This window comes from Spirosoma aerophilum, from assembly GCF_054782495.1.
Window position 1 is genome coordinate 106462 of the sequence record NZ_BAAGSJ010000017.1, and the last position, 22677, is coordinate 129138.

Genomic DNA, 22677 nt, shown 5'->3' on the forward strand with positions numbered 1-22677 from the left:
AAAGTCGGCCTTTCAACGGATAAATTAATAAGTAAAAACCTTTTTTTGCCCATCACTTTCCTGATTCACAAACGTTTCGTACCTTTGCGGTCTTATTTTTTGGGAGGAGATACGAGGTGAACCCATTACGCGCATACGACATCCACATTGTTGGGCTGGATAACAAACGCTACGAATACGACTTTACGTCGGATAATGCGTTTTTTGCCGCACTTGACCAGGAGTTGATCAAAGCGGGCAATGTTCGGACCCATGTAGTTCTCGAAAAGTCGGAAACGATGATTCGTCTGAACTTTCACATTGTGGGTACGGTCGAACAGGTTTGCGACCGTAGTCTTGATGAATATGATGAGGTTGTTGATACGCAGCAGACAATGCTGTTGAAATTTGGCGACCATAACGAAGAGTTGAGCGACGAGATTGAACTCATTGAACGGAACACGTCGACTATTAATGTGGCGCGGTACATTTTTGAGTTCATCAGCCTGTCGCTGCCGATGAAGCGTCTGCATCCCCGTTTTCGGGATGAGGACGACGATGATGACGACCAGAACGTGAAGCTTATCTACAGTTCTGACACCGACGCGAATAATGACGATGCAAACGACCAGCCGGACATTGATCCTCGCTGGGCCGCTTTGCGAAAATTGAGTGATAATTAACTGGTTCCGGTCTAAGGGCCGTACCTTCAAACTGATAACTGACAACTTTAATTTGACATGGCACACCCCAAGCGACGCCACTCCAGCACCCGGCGCGATAAGCGCAGAACGCACTACAAGGCTACACCTGTAGCGCTGTCAACCGACGCCCAAACCGGCGAAGTACACGAGCGGCATCACGCCCACGTTTTTGAAGGCAATCTGTTCTACAAAGGACAAATGATCATTGAGAATTACGCGAAAACCGCTTAAATCTCACCTATTTCTGAAAAGTATTTCGTTGACGTCTTTCCGAAGATGAACGCGAAATACTTTTTTATTGCCTGTCACCTACCTATTTTTACGCGCATTTTAGTTTAAAGGCCAGCTTAACTGGGAGGTATTGAACGAACGGAGTCAATGAAAATTGCAGTGGACGCAATGGGTGGCGATTTTGCTCCCGAAGCTATCGTAGAGGGAGTATTGATGGCCGCTGCTGAATTGCCGCAACATGTAGCTATTGTGCTTATTGGCAAACAGGCTATTGTAGAGGAATTAATTCAAAAGTATAGTAATGAGGCATTTACCAATATTGAACTGGTAAATGCAGAGGATGTTATCAACATGAGTGAGCACCCAACCAAGGCGCTCTCTCAGAAGCCCAATTCCAGCATAGGGATTGGGTTTAAACTTTTGAAAGAAAAGAAGGTGCATGCGTTTTGCAGCGCTGGTAATACCGGAGCTATGCACGTAGGAGCCTTGTTTAGTATAAAAGCCATTGAGGGCGTTTTGCGGCCATGCATCGCCGGATTTGTCCCTCAGCTAACGGGCGGCTATGCCGTCATGCTCGATATTGGTGCCAATGCCGATTGTAAACCCGAGATGCTGGCACAGTTTGGCGAAATAGGCTCTATCTATGCCCAGTCGACCTTTAATATCACCAGGCCTCGTGTGGCGCTGATGAATATTGGCTCCGAAGAGCAAAAGGGGTCGCTGGTAGCGCAGGCTGCCCACCAGCTTCTTAAAGATAACAACCGGATTAATTTTGTTGGCAACATGGAGGGGGGCGATTTCTTCGCCGGCCATGCTGACGTAATTATTACGGATGGGTTTACCGGAAACGCAATGTTTAAGTTGGGCGAGTCATTTTATAAAGTAGCCGCACAACGGGGTATCAGTGATGAATTTCTGGATAAAACCAACTATGAATCGGTTGGTGGCAGTCCGATTCTGGGGGTGAACGGAAATGTGATTATCGCCCACGGGATCTCATCGCCGTTAGCCATCAAAAATATGATTAATCTGGCCATTCGGCAGGTTGAGTCCGACGCATACACTAAAATTGCACAGGCCCTCAGTTAGACGCAGCCAGGTATCTATAAATCGCCGGCAGACTTTGTTTGCTGATTCATAAATACCTGACCACGGATTTCATTAACTGATAACTATGCGTACTATCATCTTATGAGTAAAGCTGCCATAACTGGAATCCACGGCTATGTTCCCGATTACGTGCTAACCAATGCCGAATTGGAACGTATGGTGGATACAAATGACGAATGGATTACTAGCCGGACGGGTATCAAAGAACGGCACATTCTAAAAGGTGAGGGCATGGGCTCCTCCCACATGGGGGCAAAAGCCGTGGCAGGTTTGCTCGAAAAAACAAATACCAAACCCGAAGAGGTCGAACTGCTGATCTGCGCAACGACAACCCCCGATTTTGTATTTCCATGTACCGCCAACCTGATTTGCGACATGGTGGGCATTCGGAATGTGGGTAGTTTCGATATTCAGGCAGCTTGTTCCGGGTTTCTGTATGCCCTGACCATCGGCTCGCAGTTTATCGAGTCGGGCAAGTACAAAAAAGTGATTGTCGTAGGCGCTGATAAAATGTCGGCTATTACGGACTACACCGACCGAACCACCTGCGTGTTGTTTGGCGACGGCGCCGGGGCCGTCATGCTCGAACCCAACACCGACGGTTTCGGTATTCTGGACACGATCATCAAATCGGATGGCGTTGGGCAGAACCACCTGTTCCAGAAAGCAGGCGGCAGCCGGTACCCACCCACCCACGAGACGGTTGAAAAACGATGGCATTATGTGTATCAGGATGGCCCATCGGTATTTAAATTTGCCGTCAAGAACATGGCCGATGTGTCGGCGGAGATTATGGAGCGTAACCACCTGTCCGGCAACGATGTTGCCTGGCTCGTGCCGCACCAGGCTAACAAACGCATTATCGACGCTACAGCCCATCGAATGGGTATTCAGACCGACAAGGTTATGATGAATATCCATAAGTATGGCAACACGACGGCGGCTACCATTCCGCTCTGCCTGTTCGACTATGAATCGCAGTTGAAGAAAGGTGATAATCTGGTGCTGGCCGCTTTTGGCGGGGGCTTCACCTGGGGAGCCGCTTACGTAAAATGGGCGTATTAATTTTATGTATGATGTATGATATAGGATATATGCTTTAACCTGCGGCCTACATTATACATCATATAGCTTACTTCATACAAATTACACATGGCAACGACCGCAGATATCCGTAATGGATTGGTTCTTAATTACAACAACGATCTATTCCAAATAACTGAATTTCAGCACGTAAAGCCAGGCAAAGGAGCCGCTTTCGTTCGCACGAAATTAAAAAGCCTCACCACAGGCCGGGTAATTGATAACACCTTCAACTCGGGGGCAACAATTTATCCCGTCCGTGTGGAGCGTCGGAAATTCCAATACCTTTACAAAGACGAAGCCGGGTTTAACTTTATGGACCAGGAATCGTTCGATCAGATTAACATCGATGATAAACTCATCGATGGAGCCGACTTGATGAAAGAAGGTCAGGAAGTTGAAATTTTGATCAATGCTGAGAGCGATACACCACTCTCGTGCGAATTACCTCCGTTCGTTGAACTGGAAGTGACCTACGCTGAGCCGGGTATCAAAGGCGATACCGCAAACAGCCCCAAAAAGCGGGTTGAAGTGGAGTCGGGGGCCAAGATCATGGTTCCCCTCTTTATTGAGTCAGGTCAGAAAATTCGAGTAGATACCCGTACCCGGGATTACGTAGAACGAGTGAAATAACCGAGGAGTGAGGAGCGGGAAGCGAGGAGTGAGAAGACACCATGTCTGCCTCTGCTTCTCACTCCTCACTCCTCGCTTCTCACTTCTGAACTATGAGCACACAAGACATACAGCAACTTATCGACTTCATCTCGCAATCTGGTTTAGACGAGGTTAACATCGAAACAACTGACCTGAAAATCAGCGTCAAACGGTATGGCTCCGGCGCACCGGTAGCCGCACCTGCACCCGTAGCCGCGGCACCTGCCCCCGTACAACAGGCGGTAGCCGCTCCAGCGGCCCCTGTTGCGGCACCAGCCGCTCCTAAGGCAGATACCTCAAACTACATCACCATCAAGTCGCCGATGATCGGAACGTTCTACCGGTCGGCTAACCCCGAATCGCCGATGTTCGTTGAAGTTGGCGACACGGTAAGCGAAGGCAAAGTGGTCTGTATCATCGAAGCCATGAAACTCTTCAACGAAATTGAGTCGGAAGTTTCGGGCCGCATTGTGAAAATTCTTGTTGAAAACGCCACGCCAGTCGAATACGACCAGCCGCTGTTTTTGGTAGAACCCATCTAATTTAAAGAGTGAAAGAGCGAAAGAGCGAAAGAGTGATTCTAGCACCTTCGCTCTTTCGCTCTTTCACTCTTTCGCTCTTTAAGTTATGTTCAAGAAAATATTAATCGCCAATCGGGGAGAGATCGCGTTGCGGATTATCCGCACGTGTCGTGAAATGGGTATCAAAACAGTGGCCGTTTACTCGACCGCCGACCGCGATAGCCTGCACGTGCGTTTCGCTGATGAGGCTGTTTGCATTGGTCCGCCCACTAGCAAATTATCGTATTTAAGTATTCCAAGCATTATTTCGGCGGCCGAAGTAACTGGTGCCGACGCCATTCACCCCGGCTACGGGTTCCTCTCCGAAAACGCTGAGTTCTCTCAGATCTGCGCCGACTATGGGATCAAATTCATTGGTGCCACCGCCGAGCAAATTAACGGTATGGGGGATAAGTCGACGGCTAAAGCCACGATGAAAGCCGCCGGTGTTCCCGTTATTCCCGGCTCTGACGGACTGCTGGAGTCTGTAGAGCAGGGCAAGAAACTGTCAGCCGAAATGGGTTATCCGGTTATCGTGAAAGCAACCGCCGGTGGTGGTGGACGCGGTATGCGGATCGTACGGGCAGAAGAGGATTTTGAAAAAGCCTGGAACGATGCCCGTACTGAAGCCGGTGCGGCCTTTGGCAACGATGGCCTCTATCTGGAGAAATTTGTTGAAGAACCTCGTCACATCGAAATTCAGATTGTGGGCGACCAATACGGCAAGGTGTGTCACCTGTCGGAGCGGGATTGTTCGATTCAGCGTCGCCACCAGAAACTGATTGAAGAAACGCCTTCGCCTATCGTTTCCTCCGAACTTCGGGAGAGAATGGGCGAAGCCGCCATCAAAGGGGCTCAGGCTATTGGTTACGAAGGTGCCGGAACCGTGGAGTTCCTGGTTGATAAGCACGGGGATTTCTACTTCATGGAAATGAATACCCGGATTCAGGTTGAGCACCCCATTACCGAAGAGGTGACGGATTTTGACTTGATCAAGGAGCAAATAAAAGTAGCCGCCGGTGCCGAAATTTCGGGCCGAAACTACACCCCGAAATTATACGCCATGGAGTGCCGGATCAATGCCGAAGACCCTGCCAACGGGTTTCGGCCATCGCCCGGCAAGATCACGAATCTGCACTTCCCTGGTGGGCACGGTGTTCGCATTGACAGCCACGTGTACAGCGGCTATACCATTCCGCCCAATTACGATTCTATGATCGCCAAGCTGATCGTATCGGGTCAGTCGCGGGAAGAGGTCATCACGCGGATGAAGCGGGCGTTGCAGGAGTTTGTGATTGAAGGTATCAAAACCACGATACCGTTCCACATCCGACTAATGGACGATCCTAAATTCCAGTCGGGTCAGTTTACGACGGCCTTCCTGGAAACGTTTGATTTTAGTAAATTATAAACGTAAGGGTAGGGGAAACTTGAGTCTTACATTAGAAAAAACGGGGTGTCCTGCTTTAGTGACAGGACACCCCGTTTTTTTGTACTTACTGCATGAATCACCTCGCTACGGCCGATTACATCGTTTTCTTCGTTTACTTCATTATTGTTGTTGGGTATGGTTACTGGGTCTATCGGCGCAAACGCCAGGCCCAGATGAACACGACCGACTTTTTTCTGGCCGAAGGGTCGTTGACCTGGTGGGCTATCGGGGCCTCGTTAATTGCGTCCAACATCTCGGCAGAGCACTTTATCGGCATGGCGGGTTCCGGTTTTGCCATGGGACTGGCCATCTCATCTTACGAATGGTTTGCAGCAGCCACCCTGATTATTGTTGCTGTATTCTTCATTCCGATCTATCTCCGAAATCATATTTATACCATGCCGCAGTTTCTGGCGCAGCGGTATAGCGATACCGTTAGTACCATTCTGGCTATGTTCTGGCTGGTAGTTTACGTGCTGGTCAACCTGACGTCCATTTTGTACCTCGGTGCGATTGCCATCGAGTCGCTGGTAGGCATTTCATTCACTACCTGCACCATTGGGCTGGCTCTGTTTGCTATTTTTATTACCCTGGGGGGGATGAAGGTAATCGGGTATACCGATGTTATTCAGGTCGTTGTGCTGATTTTCGGCGGGCTGGTCGTTACCTATCTGGCCTTGCAGCTTGTGGCGCAGGAGTCGGGTATTTCGGGCGTCTGGAATGGTTTGGTGACAATAAAACAACAGGCCGATAGCCATTTTCATATGTTTTTTCCGAAAGGGCACCCACATTATGAGGTGTTGCCGGGCATGGCTCTGGTAACAGGCGGTATGTGGATCAATAACCTGTCTTACTGGGGGTGTAATCAGTACATCGTTCAGCGGGCGCTGGGAGCCGATCTGAAAACGGCTCGCTCGGGCATTCTGTTTGCCGCTTTCCTGAAACTGTTTATTCCGGTTATTGTCGTTATCCCCGGCATTGCTGCGTTTGTTTTGTACCAGAGTGGCCCCTTCCACGATGCCATGACTGATGCGTCGGGCGTTGTCAAGCCCGACCATGCCTATCCGGTATTGATGAATCTGTTGCCAATCGGTATGAAAGGGCTGGCTTTTGCCGCACTGACGGCGGCTGTCGTGGCCTCGCTGGCGGGCAAATGCAATTCAATCTCGACGATTTTCACCCTCGATCTGTACAAGAAATACATTGATAAGTCGGCGTCGGAGCAGAAACTGGTCAATGTGGGGCGCTGGGCCATTGTCGCGTCCTTTGCCGTGGCAATCCTATTGGCTCCCATGCTGCGGTCGCTCGATCAGGTGTATCAGTACATTCAGGAATACACCAACTTTATTACCCCCGGCGTATTTGCCATTTTCCTCCTCGGCTTTTTCTGGAAACGGGCCACCAACCGGGCCGCTATGACGGTGGCGATCCTGACCATTCCATTTTCAACCCTGCTCAAATTCTGGCCCGAAGTAATGGGCCTGTTCGATGTACAGGTCGATACCATTCCATTTCTGCACCGAACCACGCTGGTTTTCTGCATCGACATGGTTCTGATGGTCGTCGTGTCACTCACCGATCCAGCTGGATACAAAACGGGCAAAAGCATTGTCGTGGACAAGCAGATGTTCCGGGTAACGCCGTCGTTCATCATCGGGTCGGTTGGAATTCTGGCGATTCTGGCGGTTTTGTACACCAAGTTCTGGTAGAGTCAATGAGGACGCTTTTGCCATTGGTAAGTTTGTTTATGAGCCTGTCGGCAATGGGGCAAATGACGGCGCGACTAGACTCCGTGATGCGGTCAATGAACGCACCGACCGGGCCGGGAGCGGCCTTGCTGGTTATGGTGAACGGAAAAACGATCTATAAAAACGGTTACGGACTGGCCAGCACCGAAACGAAAGCACGAATTACGCCCGAGACGAACTTCAGGATGGCGTCGGTTTCCAAACAGTTTACGGCTATGGGGATTCTGCTGCTGGAGAAAGAGGGAAAACTATCGCTGGATGACCCGTTGACCCGATTCTTCCCGGATTTTAACCTAATCGTGGGGCAAAAAGTACGAATACGCCACCTGCTAACGCACACGTCGGGTATCCTTGATTACGAATTCGTCATGAACCCGAAGCAACGGGAACAGTTGCTGGATGCCGATGTGCTAACGCTGATCAAAAATCGGGATTCACTTTATTTTGAACCCGGTACACAGTTTCGATACAGTAATTCAGCCTATTGTCTGCTGGCGCTGGTCATTGAGCGGGTTTCCGGGGAGTCGTTTGCGTCGTTTATCCGACAACGAATTTTTCTGCCCCTGCACATGAACCAGTCAACGGTCTACGAAGCCGGGAAACCCATTAAAAATAGGGCGATGGGGTATCGAAAGGAGGGTGAAAAATTCGTTTTTTCAGATCAAAGTGTAACGAGTGCGACCAAGGGTGATGGGGGCGTGTATACGTCTCTAATTGACTATCAGAAATGGAGTGATGCGCTTTCCACCAGTAAACTGCTTGATTTGAATGCAGTGCTGGCGCGAACAGGTAAGGCGATCCCGCAAACGGCCGACAGTTTTTATGGAGCGGGCTGGTTTTATCGGCAGCCCGAAAAGCCAATTCTATTTCACTCCGGGAGTACCTGTGGCTTCAATAATTACGTTGTGAGTATACCGTCGGAAGGATTTTTGATGGTTTGCTTCTCGAATAAAGCAGATAACAAAATGAATGCCCTGTCCATTATGAATGTATTGGCCGAATCAGGTTATAAGAAGCTGGCGGATATACTGGTTTTGGATAATCTGACACAGTGATAAATTTTGACATAACTTTTAGTCTATCTTGCTGGTTGACAGCAATAAACTTTTAAATTTGCGCCCTTAACTATTCTTGGACATGATCAGCGAAACTGCCCCTCTTGCCAGCCTCGATCAGTGGGAAGACGACATACTCAGTCGCTACCCCGAGCCTGAACACAAATCGAAAGAAGATTACCGGAATTATGACTCACCAGAGCGGGATACCGTACGGGAGTTTTACCGGTTAAATCACACCTACCAGACCTACGATTTTGTGCGGGAGAAGGAGCGCGAGTTCCTGAAGTTTGATAAAAAAGAATTGCCGGTTTGGGGCGCCATGGAGTTTCTGAACACCCTCGTGGACGACTCCGATCCTGATACTGATCTTGACCAGCTCCAGCACCTGCTGCAAACCGCCGAAGCCATCCGCGCCGACGGTCATCCCGATTGGTTCGTCCTCACGGGCTTCGTACACGACATGGGCAAAGTGCTTTGCCTGTTCGGAGAGCCTCAGTGGGCCGTGGTAGGCGATACCTTCCCGGTGGGCTGCCAGCATTCAGATAAGATTGTGTACCCAGAGTATTTTGCCAACAACCCCGATTCACAGGACGAGCGATATAATACGAAGTATGGCGTTTATGCGCCCAATTGCGGCCTCCGCAACGTGCATATGTCGTGGGGACACGATGAATATCTGTACCAGATCATGAAGGATTATATGCCCGAACCGGCTCTGTACATGATGCGGTACCACTCGTTCTATTCGCAGCACCGCGAGGAGGCCTACAATCACCTGATGGATGAGCACGACCATGAGATGTTCAAATGGGTACGGAAATTTAACCCGTATGATCTGTACTCAAAGAGCCCAAAGCCACCCGTCGTGAGCGAATTGAAGCCTTATTACGAAGATTTGATCGCTAAGTACCTGCCTGCTAAATTGCGTTTGTAACTATTTTTCTTTATCCTTGTATAAAGAAAAATAGCCACCGTAACTAACGCTGTATGTATCTGGAAGAACGCATTGAGCAGGTTGAAAAACAAAATGAGGTAACTTCCAGGGCCGTTGCGGACCTGACTGTTGACGTTCGGGCTATTCGCCGGGATATGACCGAAGGATTTAAGCAGGTCAACACCCGACTTGATAACCTGGAAGCAGATGTTAGCGTACTCAAGCAGGATGTCGCTGAACTCAAGATAGATGTCAGTGGACTCAAGCAGGATGTCGCTGAACTTAAGCTGGATGTCAGTGGACTCAAGCAGGACGTGGCTGAACTTAAGCTGGATGTGGGGACAATTAAACAGACCTTACAGCTTGTGCTCGCCTATCTGCACGAAAAATTGCCGTAAATAGGCGTTTATCCTGTCATTTGAAGGCACAATGTATGCAACTAGACTTGTATACATTGTGCCTTCTTAATTAACGTCCCACCAATGCTCCTTTTTTTTATTACCCTGTATTTACTCTCCAATGTGGCAGTCGGCGCATGGGCGGCCCGTCGGGTAACGACATCGCAGGATTTTGTGCTGGCTGGACGGCGGTTACCTCTGCTGCTGGCTGCTTCGGTGACGTTTGCCACCTGGTTCGGTTCCGAGACAATCATGGGTGCCCCGGCCATGTTCGTGGAGGGTGGATTTCTGGCGGTTATTGAAGAACCGTTCGGCTCGGCGTTATGCCTGTTTCTGGTTGGTGCTTTCTTTGCCCGGCCACTCTACCGGCTCAATATCACAACCTTCTGCGACTACTTTCGTATCCGATTTGGACGGTCGGCAGAGCTGCTGTCGGCCATTATGGTTATCCCATCCTATTTTAGCTGGATTTCGGCGCAGCTGGTTGCCATTGGTATCGTGTTGAGTGTCGTGACCGATGTTCCTCGTGAGTACTGCATTATCGGCAGTGCGGCAATTGTTATGGCTTACACCCTGCTGGGAGGTATGTGGTCTATTTCCGTCACCGATTTTTTTCATAATCTCATAATCATTCTGGCGTTGGCGGTATTGGGTGTCATGCTCTGGAATGACGTTGGGGGCTGGGAAACGATCGAGAAGCGAACACCGGTAGGCTTCTTCCGCTTCCTGCCCCAATCAACAACAAAAGACTGGCTGACATACATAGCGGCCTGGATAACCATTGGCCTGGGCTCCATTCCGCAACAGGACGTTTTTCAGCGCGTGATGGCCGCAAAAACAGAAAAAACGGCGGTTCGTGCCTCTTTCCTGGCGTCGGGAATGTACCTCACTATTGCCATGCTGCCGTTGTTTATTGCGCTGAGTGCCAAACTGCTCCACCCCGATCTGCCGAAGGATAACCAGCTTATCATCCCTAATATGGTTATGCGTCACGGCAGTCTGCCGCTACAGGTGTTATTCTTTGGTGCTGTAACATCAGCCATTCTAAGCGTATCGAGCGGGGCTATACTGGCCCCGGCAACGGTTTTTGGGGAGAACGTAATGAAATTTTTCCGCCCCGATATCAGCGACAAAGCGTTGTTGCAAACGATTCGGTGGGTCGTCGTCGTCATCACCGTTATCTGTGTAGGCATGAGCACCACCCGCGATGCCAACATATTTGACCTGGTGGGGGAGTCGTCGGCGTTTAGTCTGGTGTCTTTGTTTGTGCCCCTGGCGGCTGGCATTTACTGGAAAAGGGCCAATCTAACCGGTTGCCTGTATTCAATGCTGGTCGGCTTCGGCGTCTGGCTAGCTTGTCTCTGGCTGGGTACGGAATACTCGCCCATGCTTTGGGGCTTGCTGGCGAGCACCGTAGCCATGATTGTCGGGAGTTTAATCACTAAAGCGAAACCTGTGGAAAGCCGCTAATGCTTACTTGGTATCCAGCAGCCGTCGATGATAGTTGATCTGGCCCAGATGATAACCAAGGTGTGTGGCTAAGTGTACCAGAAAATAACCCGTCGAAGTTTTTTCGTCAAAGACCAGCAAAGGGTACTCTTCATCCAGTTGACTATCGGTGACGCTGTTCAGCGCGTTGTCGACAACCAGGATAGTTTCGTCGATCTTCTCCAGCAGTTCAGTTCTGGGAATATCCTTTAGGGAAAACTCCAGTTCCCGGTGCCGGATATAGCCCGTCTTGCCAAGTTCGGCCCCCAGATAGGTGTTCAGGTTGCCGATCAAATGCAGGCAGAGGTTACCCGCCGAGTTGGCAATGCCCTGTTCAATCTGCCAGAGCGTTTCTTCGTTATGATAAAGCGTGATCTCTTCCCGTAACCGCACAAGGTCACGATGGAAGAGTTTTTTTAGTGTTTGAATGAGCATGTCGTTCGGTGGGATGGCTTTTACCCGAAATATTGCTGCTCGATCCGGCCGACATAGCCCAGATAGGTAGCACTACTGAACCAGGGCTGGAGCCGGGCGCCAATGTTCGGGTAAAGATTGAATTTGTCTAACTCATTAACGGGTAGCCAGACGAGGTTGAGCGCGGTAGTCTCGTCGGGGTTCAGAGCGGGCTCCCCGTTCATATTGCGCGCTGCAAAGACAACGTGGAGTACATCGTCATTCCGCTCCGATAGCAGCATTTCACCCGCCAGAATCATCTCACCTATATCGACCGAAACTCCCAGCTCTTCCCGGATTTCCCGGATAACCGTTTCCGTCAGGATTTCGCCCCGGTCGGGGTTGCCGCCGGGTAAGGCATATACATCCTGTCCGCCGTAGGAGTAGCGCATAAGCAATACCTGGGTCTGGCCATCAAATTGACGCCAGATAAGAGCAGACGGACGAACTTTCATAAAGGCAGGGATTAAATCAGTAAATCCCCGCCAAATTAACAATCGCAGGAGTAATTACCATAACCGGGATAGCGGGGTGACAAATTACCCGAAACACTTACCACACGGTCCAGGGGGACCACATCACCCGTCGCCAATTCCAACGATTCTTCGCCGTTCTCCGTCAGTAATTGCTTAATGGTCACGTCGGCTTTGATGAACTCGTTCAAATCGGTCAGGTACTCAAGCCGGACAAATTTGCCGGGTACGATAGCCGCCCGAAAGGCGGTTTCGTCGGCAATGAAATCAGATTTAATCAGGTTCGTTTCCATACCCATAGAACAAACCCCTTAAACGAAACGTGCCCCGATTAATATCGGGGCACGTTTCACGTTTTTTAGGCTGGCGAAGAAAAATCAGTAGCCTGCCGTTTCCAGTTGCTTCTGCAATTCGCGGAGGATCGTCTCTTTCATCGCGATTTTACGCTTCTGGGTATTGATCTTGTTTAGAATCTGCTTGTCTTCATCTTTGTTCGGGTCGAGGCCATCGGCGTCCTGCAAGGCAAATTGCAGATCGTTTTTCTCGCGCTTAACAAGGTACTCCATCTCCCGGATCTTCGTTCGAATCTGCTCCGACTGGCTTTTGAGTTCAAACGCCGGGTATTTGCGCGTTAGCACACGGCCCAGGTAGCTCAATTCGAAAATCTTGTCGCAGGCGGCTCGGAATCGTTCGTTCACCACTTTGTCCTGTAGCTTAAACGGTACCCGAATCTCTTTCCAGCTATTAAGCAACACCTTCGCCCGTTCAGCAGCGGCAAAAATATCCGACGACTTCGACAGTTTTTCAACTTCGTCGGCCATCTTCATCTGCTGCTCAATACGTGGGTCGATCTTCGGAACGATCACAATGCCTTTGGCGTCGTTGTACTTCGCGTAGAACATGGTCGTTGCCTTCTTAAACTGCTTGTAGAGTTTTCCGCTCTTCTTGATCGGAACTTCACCCACCAGTTTCCAGGCATTGTTGAGCTTGCGAACTTCCTGAAAAGCCGCATCCAGATCGCCCAGGCGGTTGGCCCGGAAAGCCAGACGGATTAACTCGTCATACTTGTCGAGCCGTTCCTGAATGACTTTGTTCTGCTCGTTAAAGAACTCACGCCGACGGGTGAAGAACCCATCCAGCAGTTCCTGAAACCGTCCTTCCACCTCTGCCTCGGCGGCTTTATCGACGGGGCCGGTTTTGATCCATTTGGTTTTGATCTCCTGCAGGACATCGGCCGTTTCGCGCCATTCGGTGCTGTTAACAACGGCTTCGGCTTCAGCGATCAGCGCCCGTTTGATTTCCAGGTTCTTCAACTGATTGACCGTAATCAAATCGGCCAATAGCTTTTCCTGTGCATCTAAACGGTCGAGGAGGGGCGGGAAGTCACCTAACGCGTCGAACCCAAGCAGCTTCTTGCGAAGTTGAACCAGTTTGGTCAGATAAGAGCCTTTGTTCTGAGCCTCTTCAATATCTTTCTCAAGCTGGCTTACTTTGTTTTCTGCGATGATGAAGCGATTCTTGAAATAATCGAGCGCTTCCTGCTCGGTGCGTTTGACTTCGCCGATCTGGCGGTCTTCGTAGTTCAGGTAGCCTTTCAAAAATACCTTTCCGTCTTTGACGTAACCGTATTCATCTACCAGTGAAGCGTTTTCCATTACTGTGCTTGGTTAAGGCTGCGCTGTGGGTTAAATTTGGACATTAATGCCAACCACAAATCTATCAGATTTTAATGAGTCAGGAAACCATAATCTTCTCCATGGCCGGCGTGAGTAAAAATATTCCGCCTAACCGACAAATCCTAAAGAACATATACCTTTCCTTCTTTTACGGTGCTAAAATCGGCGTTTTAGGGCTGAATGGCTCCGGCAAATCGACTTTATTACGCATCATAGCTGGTATCGATAAGAATTATACCGGCGAAGTGGTTTTCTCGCCCGGCTATTCGGTTGGTATGCTGGAGCAGGAACCACAGTTCGAAGCCGGAAAAACCGTCCGCGAAATCGTGGAAGAAGGTGTTCAGGAGGTGGTCAATCTGCTGAAAGAGTTTGATGAGATCAACGAAGCCTTCGGCGACCCCGATGCTGACTTCGACAAGCTAATTGCCCGGCAGGGGGAAGTGCAGGAAAAAATCGACCATTTCAACGGCTGGGAGCTGGATCAGAAACTCGAACGGGCCATGGACGCGCTGCGCTGCCCACCCTCCGAAGCCCTGATCGATAACCTCTCGGGTGGCGAAAAGCGTCGGGTGGCGCTGTGTCGTCTGCTGCTTCAACAGCCCGACGTCCTGCTGCTCGATGAGCCAACCAACCACCTCGATGCTGAATCGGTATTGTGGCTCGAAGAACACCTCCGTCAATATTCCGGTACGGTGATTGCCGTAACCCACGACCGCTACTTTCTGGATAACGTAGCGGGCTGGATTCTCGAACTCGACCGCGGTGAAGGCATCCCCTGGAAAGGAAACTATTCTTCCTGGCTGGAGCAGAAGCAAAACCGCTTGGCGAAGGAAGAAAAAACAGAATCGAAGCGTCAGAAAACCCTTCAGCGCGAACTGGAATGGGTGAAAATGGCCCCCAAAGCCCGGCAGGCAAAGTCCAAAGCCCGACTGGGAGCCTATGAAAAACTGCTGAACGAAGACGCGAAACAGCGCGACGAGAAGCTTGAGATTTTCATTCCGGCCGGGCCTCGTTTAGGGGCAAAAGTCATTGAAGCCGAAGATGTTGCCAAAGCATTCGGCGATCGGCTGCTGTTTGAGCATCTGGGTTTCCGGCTGCCGCAGGGCGGTATTGTCGGTATTATCGGGCCAAACGGAGCGGGTAAAACAACGCTCTTCAAACTCATTACGGGTCGCGACAAACCCGATGCCGGGACATTTGAAGTAGGCGACACGGTAAAAGTAGCCTACGTCGATCAGGAGCACGACGGTCTGGATCCCAATAAAACCGTTTTTGAAACTATTTCAGGGGGAAGCGAGTGGATCATGATGGGTGGTAAGCAATCGAACGCGCGTGCTTATGTGAGCCGATTCAACTTTGCCGGAGCTGATCAGGAAAAGAAAGTGGGCACGCTTTCGGGTGGCGAACGGAACCGGGTTCATCTGGCCATGACGCTGAAAGAAGGGGCCAACCTGCTGCTGCTGGATGAGCCCACCAACGACCTGGATGTGAATACCCTTCGGGCGCTGGAAGAAGGTCTGGAAAACTTCGCCGGTTGTGCGGTGGTCATCAGCCACGACCGCTGGTTCTTGGACCGGATCGCTACGCACATATTGGCGTTTGAAGGCGACTCCCAGGTATACTGGTTTGAAGGAAACTTCTCGGAATATGAAGAAAACCGGCGCAAACGCTTAGGCACCGACGCCACGCCAACCCGAATCAAGTATAAGAAGCTGGCGTAGAGTTAGTATCAACGGCGAGTTTGATGATTAAATTTAATGAGCAGGGGCCCATTACACCACCCGGTGTACATAGCCTGACATTAGACGAATTTGAAGAGATCTCTACTAAGGTAGATAATCAATCTCATAGGCGGGGTCTCTTCAATTCGTATAAACGTTATCTGTATGAGTTGCACAAGATTGTCAACCAGCCTTTTTTTCAACTGATTGGAGGGAGTTTCGTAACACGAAAGGTTTATCCGCAAGACATTGATATCGTCACATTTGTGCCGTATATTTTGCAGAGAATAATGACTTGAAGGAAGCGTTAAAAGCATTATTCGAGCGTTATGAGTTTTCTCGTGATAAGTCAGGCTTACACACGTTTTTTGCTCTAATACCTAATGATTCTAATCCAGACAAGGTGAAGTTCGAAGCACATTATACCTATTGGCTTGACACATTTGGTTCGACAGTGGAGAAAAACGATGATTTAAAAGGCATCATTAAGATAAACTTCTCATGACAGCAAAGGAGGTACCAACACTTGACGAATTAGTTTATCGACTTGACCACGTACGTCGTATAAATGAGCAAATCCGTCAGTTTTCAATAAAGACGGTCGACGCTAATTGGGATGACTTTATGCTTCAGCAGCTAACCAGTCAAAAAAAAGACTTGCTAGATAAATTAGACAGCACGTTGCTGGCTCTTGAATTAAAGCCTGTTTTAGAAGAGCTTTTACAGACTCATCCGTGAAGTAGATCTAGTGAGCCAGCGTCTGGAAATATGAAGAAAACCGGCGCAAACGCGCCACGCCAACCCGAATTAAGTACAAGAAGCTGGCGTAGAGGAGAGAGCGATAAAACAAGAAAGGACAGGTTGTGAGACCTGCCCTTTCTTGTTTTATCGTAAGCCTTATCAAAATTTCGGGCAGGGGAGCTTTTTGTCCCGGCGTTTTACCCCGGCGCGTCGGCCTTCGGGCTTGTCGAAAATGTAGGACAATGACAGTTCGTGCGATCCACCACTATTGCCCAGCGTCGAGATGGTCATATCGTAGCTGTAGCCAATCGAAAACTTATCCATACGCCAGCCAACCAGCGCAGCTACGGCATCGTGGTTATTTAAGGTCTGGTTGTATTTTTTGAATGGTATACCGCGATAATAAGCGCCGATGGTCAACGGAGAGTAGGTCAGATAAGCCCCTAAGTCCAATTGGTCATATTTGCCCTGGTGCTTGTACATGATCACGGGAGAAATACTGATTTCCCGATCCTCTTCATCAGCCAGACCCGTAAAGCCACCGAGGGGAATGCGTAGTCCGGCCTGAATGCTGGTTTTCATGGGCAGGCGTTCCTGTTGGCCGGCAAAGAATCCCTGATCCGGACGGTTTATGTGGTGAGCTGAAGCTCCGAGCCAAAACCAGTCGGAATAAAATAGACCGCCTGTCGAAAAATCCATGTATTTTACGGAAGGAAGGCCGCCCTGGAGGGTCGGGTCGCCGGAAACGCTGCCCGTAATGAACCCGCGATCCGTAAACTGATCGCCCGTTGTTAAACCAAAGTAGTTAATACTACGGTTTACGTAAGAACCCTGTAAGCCCAGCCGGATAAACGAGGATTCACTGACCTGAAACTGGTATGCATATTGCAACCCAATGTCTGTCGATTGAATCCTCCCCTGACCCTGGTTATCACTTTGGATCAGTAAACCGATACCGCTGTTATATTTTTCAATATAGTGGTCGAGCGTAACCATGGATGTCACATAATTTGTGATGGCTGGCCATTGGTTTCGGTAGTTGGCCGTAATACGCGGAGCCAGAGCCGACCCGGCAAAAGCTGGGTTCAGATACAGAGGAGCTGCATAAAATTGAGTAAACTGCGGGTCCTGAGCGAATGCCATTCGAGTCAGAGCCAGCGTCAAAAGTGTCAGTACGTATTTATTGAGCATAATAGCAGTACAGGGCAAAGACTGGGCCAATATTATTGTTGCAACGTTAGCAGCGCAAACGAAGTATTCAGCTATACAATAACCTCTAAAATTAGTTGGATTTTAGACGCTTTTGTGGCTGTTATTCAATAAAATTTTAATTGAACAACATCGTTTATACTAACGTAATGCCCCTGATGTTGTTATGTCGAGGATCGAATTTGGTAGGTGGGCTTTATTCAGCGTTTCTTCATGTTAATTTTTAATAAGCATATTCGGGTAATTGGACTTTGGGTCGTGCTGTTTTTGCTGGCCGGGTCAACTGCGGCCTGGGCACAAGTCGCAGGCTTTAAAGTCAGTGGTAAAGCCTGTGTACCTGATCAGGAGTGTAAAGCCGATTCGCTTACGTTCACCGATAGTTTACTAACGGGAGTAACCACGCGCGTCTGGAATTTTGGCGATGGAACAACCGTGACCAAACAACGGGACTCCGTGGCGCGTCACGTGTACCAGCAGGCGGGTACATATACCATTGTGTTAACCCGAACCGTGGCCGGAGTAGCGCAAACGTCTCAGTACCGAATTACGATTAACAATCGCCCTCAGCCGTTTTCGCAATGGCGAACAGACACAACCATTTGTAAAGGGGAAAAAATTACCCTGGACCCCTATGCCGGTAATGTGCAGTCAGGTTACAGGTATATCTGGTACCCCAAGGGAGACACCACCCAAAGTATACAGGTCGATAGTTCAGGCTGTTATTCGGTCGAAGCTATCAGTCCCAATGGCTGTTCCTATCAGGACAGGATCAACGTCGATGTTTGTGGCGAAAAGAAAGAGTCGCAGGGGGTAAAGTGGTATTTCGGGCAGAATGCAGGACTGGATTTCAGCGGGGGCGGTACCCCCAAACCCATTACTGATGGTAGCCTGAGTACGATAGAAGGCTCATCGTCCATTGCGAATACCAAAGGCGTTTTGCTCTTTTACTCCGACGGTATTACCATTTATGATAAGAATGGTAAGCCTATGAAGTCATTGGTGCCGGGTGATACATTGACCACCCAAAAACCGTTAGATGGCAGTAAGAACTCGACGCAGTCGGCACTGATCGTACCGAAGCCAACCTGCCGGGGTTGCGAATACCTGTATTACGTATATACTACTTCCGAAATCCGGGGTCAGAAAATACTGACGTATAGTGTTGTCGACATGCGTCAGAACGGAGGCAAAGGGGCTATCGTTGAGAAAAATATTCCTTTATCCAACCAAAGCACCGAGCAGTCGGCCTCCGTTGCCAACACCCGCGATTCTACGTACTGGGTCATCACCCGGAAATACGGCACAAACCAGTTTGAAATTCGACACCTTACCCGTGCTGAAGATCCCATCGTTACCACATACAGCGGAGGACAGGCTATTGACTCATTAAATAATGCCGAAGGCTATATAAAAATTGGACCCGCCGACACAACCGGCGGAAATCAGGGCAATCGCCCGATGGCAGTCGTCATTCCTGGTCCGCCCAAAAACTCTATCGATCTTTATACCTTCAATGACTCGACCGGGGTCATGAAATTTGATCGAACGATCGATTTGGGCCCCGCCCCGCCCAAAGCTTATGGGGTTGAGTTCTCACCCGATGGGAAAAGTCTCTATGTTACCATGCTGGCGGATACCAACGCTGATGGTAGCCTGAAGGGTTCTTCATACCTGCTAAAATATGATCTGAACCAGCGAGACTCGTTACTGACAAAATCCAAAACCGTTGTTGATAGCAGTACCACGAGGCAATATGGGTCACTCCAGATTGGCCCCGACGGTCGGATCTATGTAGCCATTAAGGGAAGCTCCTCCCTCGGAACCATCGAAAATCCAAACGGTGGTTTGCTGGATAGCCTGATCTTTAATCCATCCGGCCAGTCGCTGGGTGGAAAAACGAGCCAGTTGGGCTTGCCGAACTTAGTGGCCAATTTCAATGACCAGTCCAGTGGGCCGGGGCTAACCTATTCGGATACGTGTGCAAATCAGCCAACGGTATTCCAGATAAGTCCGAACTGCCCTAAACTAAAAGAAGCGTATACGCTGGATTTTGGCGACGGCAGCCGCCCCACCTCTACTACCTCTACGCAGCCAATTACCCATACGTACACAAAGCCGGGGGCTTATTACGTAAACTTACGGATCATTACCCGAACCAGCACGGGAGGGATCTGTAAAGACACCCTCATCAAAGATACGCTGACCATTCTGGAAACCCCGCCCGACATAAAGCTGGGGGCCGATACGGCCATCTGTAACAAAAAAGGCATCACCCTCGACATAAAAGTACAGGCCAGGGTATATGTCTGGGTGGTTAATGGGGCCGTTGTCAGTAGGCAACGGACCCTAACCCTGACCAGGCCCGGCTATTACATAGCGGTCGGTTTAGCCGCCAACGGAGAGTGTTTCAAGAGCGATACCATCGAGGTGCAGATAAAACCCGTACCCTCCCTCGACCTTGGGCCCGATACCGTTTTCTGTTACCGATCTACAGTCACCCTGGCGGTGCCCCAGCGAACCTGGACGGAGTTCCAATGGAATAATGGCGGGACAACAAAAAGTATTGATGTGTCAACCGCCGGGGTGTATTCAGTAACCGCTCAGGCAACCGTTAACGGCACGACCTGCGTTAACTCGGATTCGATCCGGGTAACGGAGCTGCCTAAAATTCAGGTGCAGGCAGCCTTAACGGGGCCAAAGGCATGTACATCGGCTGATGGCTCCATCGTGCTGACACCTACTCCCGCCGGAAACTACCAGTATGCCTGGAGCAGTACCGTTGGCGGGGCCGTACTCAAGGACAGCACAAGCCAGCAAACCGCTTTGCCGGAGGGAGGATATAAAGTCAGCGTTACGGATACGCTGCACGAATGTAAAGTTGATACGGCATTCACCTTAAAATCACCGGCAAACCAGTTGCAGCTTACGCCCAGGGTCGCCGATGCGCTGTGTAGTATACCCAATAGCGGTACCATCACCTTAACGGTTTCGGGTGGAACACCGGCTACCTACTCCTGGCTGAACCAGACTGGTACCGTTGTGTCGACAACGGCCGTTTTCGGTCAGGCTTCGCCGGGCTTATATGCCGTGCAGGTAGTAGATCTTAACGGCTGTAAGGCATTAAAAGACAGTATCCGGGTAGGCCTGGATAGTACGGGCTTTGCCAAACTGGGGCCGGATACGCTCAAGTGTAATGGACTGGCCGTTGCTCTTCAGCCCCTGGTTGGCGATCTTACGGGAAACGTCTATCAATGGAGTACGGGAGCTACAACACCCAGTATTTCGGTATCGCAGCCGGGTTCCTACAGCCTGGTATTACGCAACACCCAAACCGGCTGCGTAGGCCGGAGTAGTATCAATGTCGGGGATCGGCCGCCACCAAGGTTCTCGTATACCCAGCAGGCGTCCCTTTGCGAAGGGGATCAGGGAACCACGACACTCTCGGCGAGTGGCGCAGCGGGCTTGTCGTACCTCTGGCTCAACCGGAACGATACCACAAAAACCATCACCGTACAGCGGGCTGGCGACTACAGCATTCGGGTGACTGACCCACTGGGATGTACCGCTACGGCTGTAGCCAGGGTATTGAACCTATGCGAACCCCGAGTGAATGTGCCGGATGCATTTACGCCAAATAACGACAGTGTGAACGATCTCCTGCAGGTCTTCACTGCCTACATTACCGACTATGAATTCAGAATTTATAACCGGTGGGGTGAGGTGATTTTTTCCAGTACCAATCCCGAACAAAAATGGGATGGAACCTACCGCGGAGCCATCTATCCGTCGATGATTTATCCGTATGTGGTAATCTATAAAAGTGAGTTTTTCCCCGAGCGGGACAGGGTCATAAAACGGGGTTCTGTGCTGCTGATTCGGTAGTAATTCTCCTGTTTTTTTTGTAAATTTGACGTAAACGACCCGGTCAAAAGAGCCTCTGAAAACGTGCTTTTTTAGCCGGTTCTGCACGAATCAAAACCATGCGAAACGACTTTTTGAAAGGTTCTGGCGACGGAATGACAACCACCGATAAGGAAATTGAACGGGCGCTTCGACCGCTTTCGTTTGAGGACTTTACGGGGCAATCCAAAATACTCGACAACCTCGAAGTGTTTGTTCGGGCGGCCATGCAGCGGGGCGAAGCCCTCGACCATGTGCTGCTGCACGGCCCGCCGGGTTTGGGCAAAACAACACTCTCGCACATTATTGCCAACGAGCTTAATGCGGGTATTAAAATGACCTCCGGGCCTGTACTCGATAAGCCCAGCGATCTGGCTGGTCTGCTAACGAATCTACAGCCCAACGACGTTCTTTTTATCGACGAAATACACCGGCTCAACCCAATTGTGGAAGAGTACCTGTATTCGGCGATGGAGGATTACAAGATTGATATCATGCTCGACTCGGGCCCTAACGCCCGTACTGTACAGATCAAACTGAACCCGTTTACGCTGATTGGCGCTACAACGCGGGCTGGTATGCTGACATCGCCCTTACGGGCTCGTTTTGGCATCAGTGCCCGACTGGAATACTACGATGCCAAATTGCTGACGAGCATTGTTCAGCGGTCGGCGGCTATTCTGGGAACGCCTATCGACGAAACCGGTGCCTACGAAATTGCCCGCCGGAGCCGCGGAACGCCCCGTATTGCCAACAACCTGCTGCGCCGTACCCGCGATTTCGCGCAGGTAAAAGGGAACGGCTACATCAACGTTGATATTGCAGAAATTGCTCTAAGCGCGCTGGAGGTCGACCAGAACGGTCTGGACGATATGGACATTCGGATTCTGACGACGATCATTGAAAAGTTCAAAGGCGGCCCCGTAGGTTTGTCGACCATTGCCACCGCCTGCGGTGAGGAATCTGAAACGATTGAGGAGGTATATGAACCGTTTTTAATTCAGGAAGGCTTTTTAAAGCGCACGTCGCGTGGACGGGAAGCAACCGAGCGGGCTTATATTCATTTGGGTATTGTGCCTCCGTATAGGGCTCCGGAGTTATTCGGTTAGGTGTCGTTAACGTAGA

At 50.1% G+C, this 22677-nt stretch carries 22 protein-coding genes; 17 read left to right on the plus strand and 5 right to left on the minus strand.

The window, feature by feature from the left end:
• Positions 1 to 116 precede the first annotated feature (116 nt).
• The 12 genes from ACYVK4_RS22710 to ACYVK4_RS22765 all read left to right on the plus strand — a co-directional run bounded on the left by ACYVK4_RS22710 (position 117) and on the right by ACYVK4_RS22765 (position 11361).
• Entirely contained in the window at positions 117 to 662 is a 546-nt protein-coding gene (locus ACYVK4_RS22710; protein WP_461129855.1) for a YceD family protein, read from the plus strand.
• Positions 663 to 719: 57 nt separating this feature from the next.
• Positions 720 to 914, plus strand: coding sequence for a 50S ribosomal protein L32 (gene rpmF / locus ACYVK4_RS22715; protein ID WP_012929722.1), 195 nt, complete (start codon positions 720 to 722; stop codon positions 912 to 914).
• A 147-nt stretch (positions 915 to 1061) separates the two neighbouring features.
• A complete protein-coding gene (gene plsX / locus ACYVK4_RS22720; protein ID WP_461129856.1) occupies positions 1062 to 2003 on the plus strand; it encodes a phosphate acyltransferase PlsX in 942 nt (313 codons plus the stop codon).
• A gap of 102 nt (positions 2004 to 2105) precedes the next feature.
• On the plus strand, positions 2106 to 3089 hold the full coding sequence (locus tag ACYVK4_RS22725; RefSeq protein WP_461129857.1) for a beta-ketoacyl-ACP synthase III: 984 nt from the start codon (positions 2106 to 2108) through the stop codon (positions 3087 to 3089).
• Between the two features lie 87 nt (positions 3090 to 3176).
• Entirely contained in the window at positions 3177 to 3740 is a 564-nt protein-coding gene (efp, locus tag ACYVK4_RS22730) for an elongation factor P (protein WP_461129858.1), read from the plus strand.
• A gap of 92 nt (positions 3741 to 3832) precedes the next feature.
• On the plus strand, positions 3833 to 4303 hold the full coding sequence (gene accB, locus ACYVK4_RS22735; protein WP_461129859.1) for an acetyl-CoA carboxylase biotin carboxyl carrier protein: 471 nt from the start codon (positions 3833 to 3835) through the stop codon (positions 4301 to 4303).
• Between the two features lie 85 nt (positions 4304 to 4388).
• Positions 4389 to 5732: an acetyl-CoA carboxylase biotin carboxylase subunit gene (gene accC, locus ACYVK4_RS22740; RefSeq protein WP_461129860.1), complete on the plus strand. Its 1344-nt coding sequence runs from the start codon at positions 4389 to 4391 to the stop codon at positions 5730 to 5732.
• 92 nt (positions 5733 to 5824) lie between these two features.
• Positions 5825 to 7462, plus strand: coding sequence for a sodium/sugar symporter (locus ACYVK4_RS22745; RefSeq protein WP_461129861.1), 1638 nt, complete (start codon positions 5825 to 5827; stop codon positions 7460 to 7462).
• A 95-nt stretch (positions 7463 to 7557) separates the two neighbouring features.
• Positions 7558 to 8556, plus strand: a complete 999-nt coding sequence (locus tag ACYVK4_RS22750; RefSeq protein WP_461129862.1) for a serine hydrolase domain-containing protein — start codon at positions 7558 to 7560, stop codon at positions 8554 to 8556.
• 82 nt (positions 8557 to 8638) lie between these two features.
• Positions 8639 to 9493 carry an inositol oxygenase family protein gene (locus ACYVK4_RS22755; RefSeq protein WP_461129863.1) on the plus strand — a complete coding sequence of 285 codons (855 nt, stop codon included), beginning with the start codon at positions 8639 to 8641 and terminating at the stop codon, positions 9491 to 9493.
• A 53-nt stretch (positions 9494 to 9546) separates the two neighbouring features.
• Positions 9547 to 9891 carry a hypothetical protein gene (locus ACYVK4_RS22760; protein ID WP_461129864.1) on the plus strand — a complete coding sequence of 115 codons (345 nt, stop codon included), beginning with the start codon at positions 9547 to 9549 and terminating at the stop codon, positions 9889 to 9891.
• Between the two features lie 84 nt (positions 9892 to 9975).
• Positions 9976 to 11361, plus strand: coding sequence for a high affinity choline transporter 1 (locus tag ACYVK4_RS22765; protein WP_461129865.1), 1386 nt, complete (start codon positions 9976 to 9978; stop codon positions 11359 to 11361).
• A 3-nt stretch (positions 11362 to 11364) separates the two neighbouring features.
• On the opposite strand, the gene ACYVK4_RS22770 is transcribed toward ACYVK4_RS22765, so the two are convergent.
• The 4 genes from ACYVK4_RS22770 to ACYVK4_RS22785 all read right to left on the minus strand — a co-directional run bounded on the left by ACYVK4_RS22770 (position 11365) and on the right by ACYVK4_RS22785 (position 13960).
• Positions 11365 to 11814, minus strand: coding sequence for a DUF1572 family protein (locus ACYVK4_RS22770; RefSeq protein WP_461129866.1), 450 nt, complete (start codon positions 11812 to 11814; stop codon positions 11365 to 11367).
• Positions 11815 to 11834: 20 nt separating this feature from the next.
• Positions 11835 to 12287: an NUDIX domain-containing protein gene (locus tag ACYVK4_RS22775; protein ID WP_461129867.1), complete on the minus strand. Its 453-nt coding sequence runs from the start codon at positions 12285 to 12287 to the stop codon at positions 11835 to 11837.
• Between the two features lie 35 nt (positions 12288 to 12322).
• Positions 12323 to 12598: a hypothetical protein gene (locus ACYVK4_RS22780; RefSeq protein WP_461129868.1), complete on the minus strand. Its 276-nt coding sequence runs from the start codon at positions 12596 to 12598 to the stop codon at positions 12323 to 12325.
• An 84-nt stretch (positions 12599 to 12682) separates the two neighbouring features.
• On the minus strand, positions 12683 to 13960 hold the full coding sequence (locus ACYVK4_RS22785) for a DUF349 domain-containing protein (RefSeq protein ID WP_461129869.1): 1278 nt from the start codon (positions 13958 to 13960) through the stop codon (positions 12683 to 12685).
• A 74-nt stretch (positions 13961 to 14034) separates the two neighbouring features.
• On the opposite strand from ACYVK4_RS22785, the gene ettA reads away from it, so the two are divergent.
• The 3 genes from ettA (at position 14035) to ACYVK4_RS22800 (ending at position 16440) form a co-directional block, all read left to right on the plus strand.
• Entirely contained in the window at positions 14035 to 15702 is a 1668-nt protein-coding gene (ettA, locus tag ACYVK4_RS22790) for an energy-dependent translational throttle protein EttA (RefSeq protein WP_461129870.1), read from the plus strand.
• 23 nt (positions 15703 to 15725) lie between these two features.
• The gene (locus tag ACYVK4_RS22795; protein ID WP_461129871.1) at positions 15726 to 16001 is read left to right on the plus strand and encodes a DUF6932 family protein; all 276 of its coding nucleotides are present in this window, start codon (positions 15726 to 15728) and stop codon (positions 15999 to 16001) included.
• 202 nt (positions 16002 to 16203) lie between these two features.
• Positions 16204 to 16440, plus strand: a complete 237-nt coding sequence (locus ACYVK4_RS22800; RefSeq protein ID WP_461129872.1) for a hypothetical protein — start codon at positions 16204 to 16206, stop codon at positions 16438 to 16440.
• A 162-nt stretch (positions 16441 to 16602) separates the two neighbouring features.
• Here ACYVK4_RS22800 and ACYVK4_RS22805 read toward each other — a convergent pair whose 3' ends face one another.
• Positions 16603 to 17634: a PorP/SprF family type IX secretion system membrane protein gene (locus tag ACYVK4_RS22805; protein ID WP_461129873.1), complete on the minus strand. Its 1032-nt coding sequence runs from the start codon at positions 17632 to 17634 to the stop codon at positions 16603 to 16605.
• 231 nt (positions 17635 to 17865) lie between these two features.
• On the opposite strand from ACYVK4_RS22805, the gene ACYVK4_RS22810 reads away from it, so the two are divergent.
• Entirely contained in the window at positions 17866 to 21534 is a 3669-nt protein-coding gene (locus tag ACYVK4_RS22810) for a PKD domain-containing protein (protein ID WP_461129874.1), read from the plus strand.
• Positions 21535 to 21632: 98 nt separating this feature from the next.
• Positions 21633 to 22661, plus strand: a complete 1029-nt coding sequence (ruvB, locus tag ACYVK4_RS22815; RefSeq protein ID WP_461129875.1) for a Holliday junction branch migration DNA helicase RuvB — start codon at positions 21633 to 21635, stop codon at positions 22659 to 22661.
• Positions 22662 to 22677 lie beyond the last annotated feature (16 nt).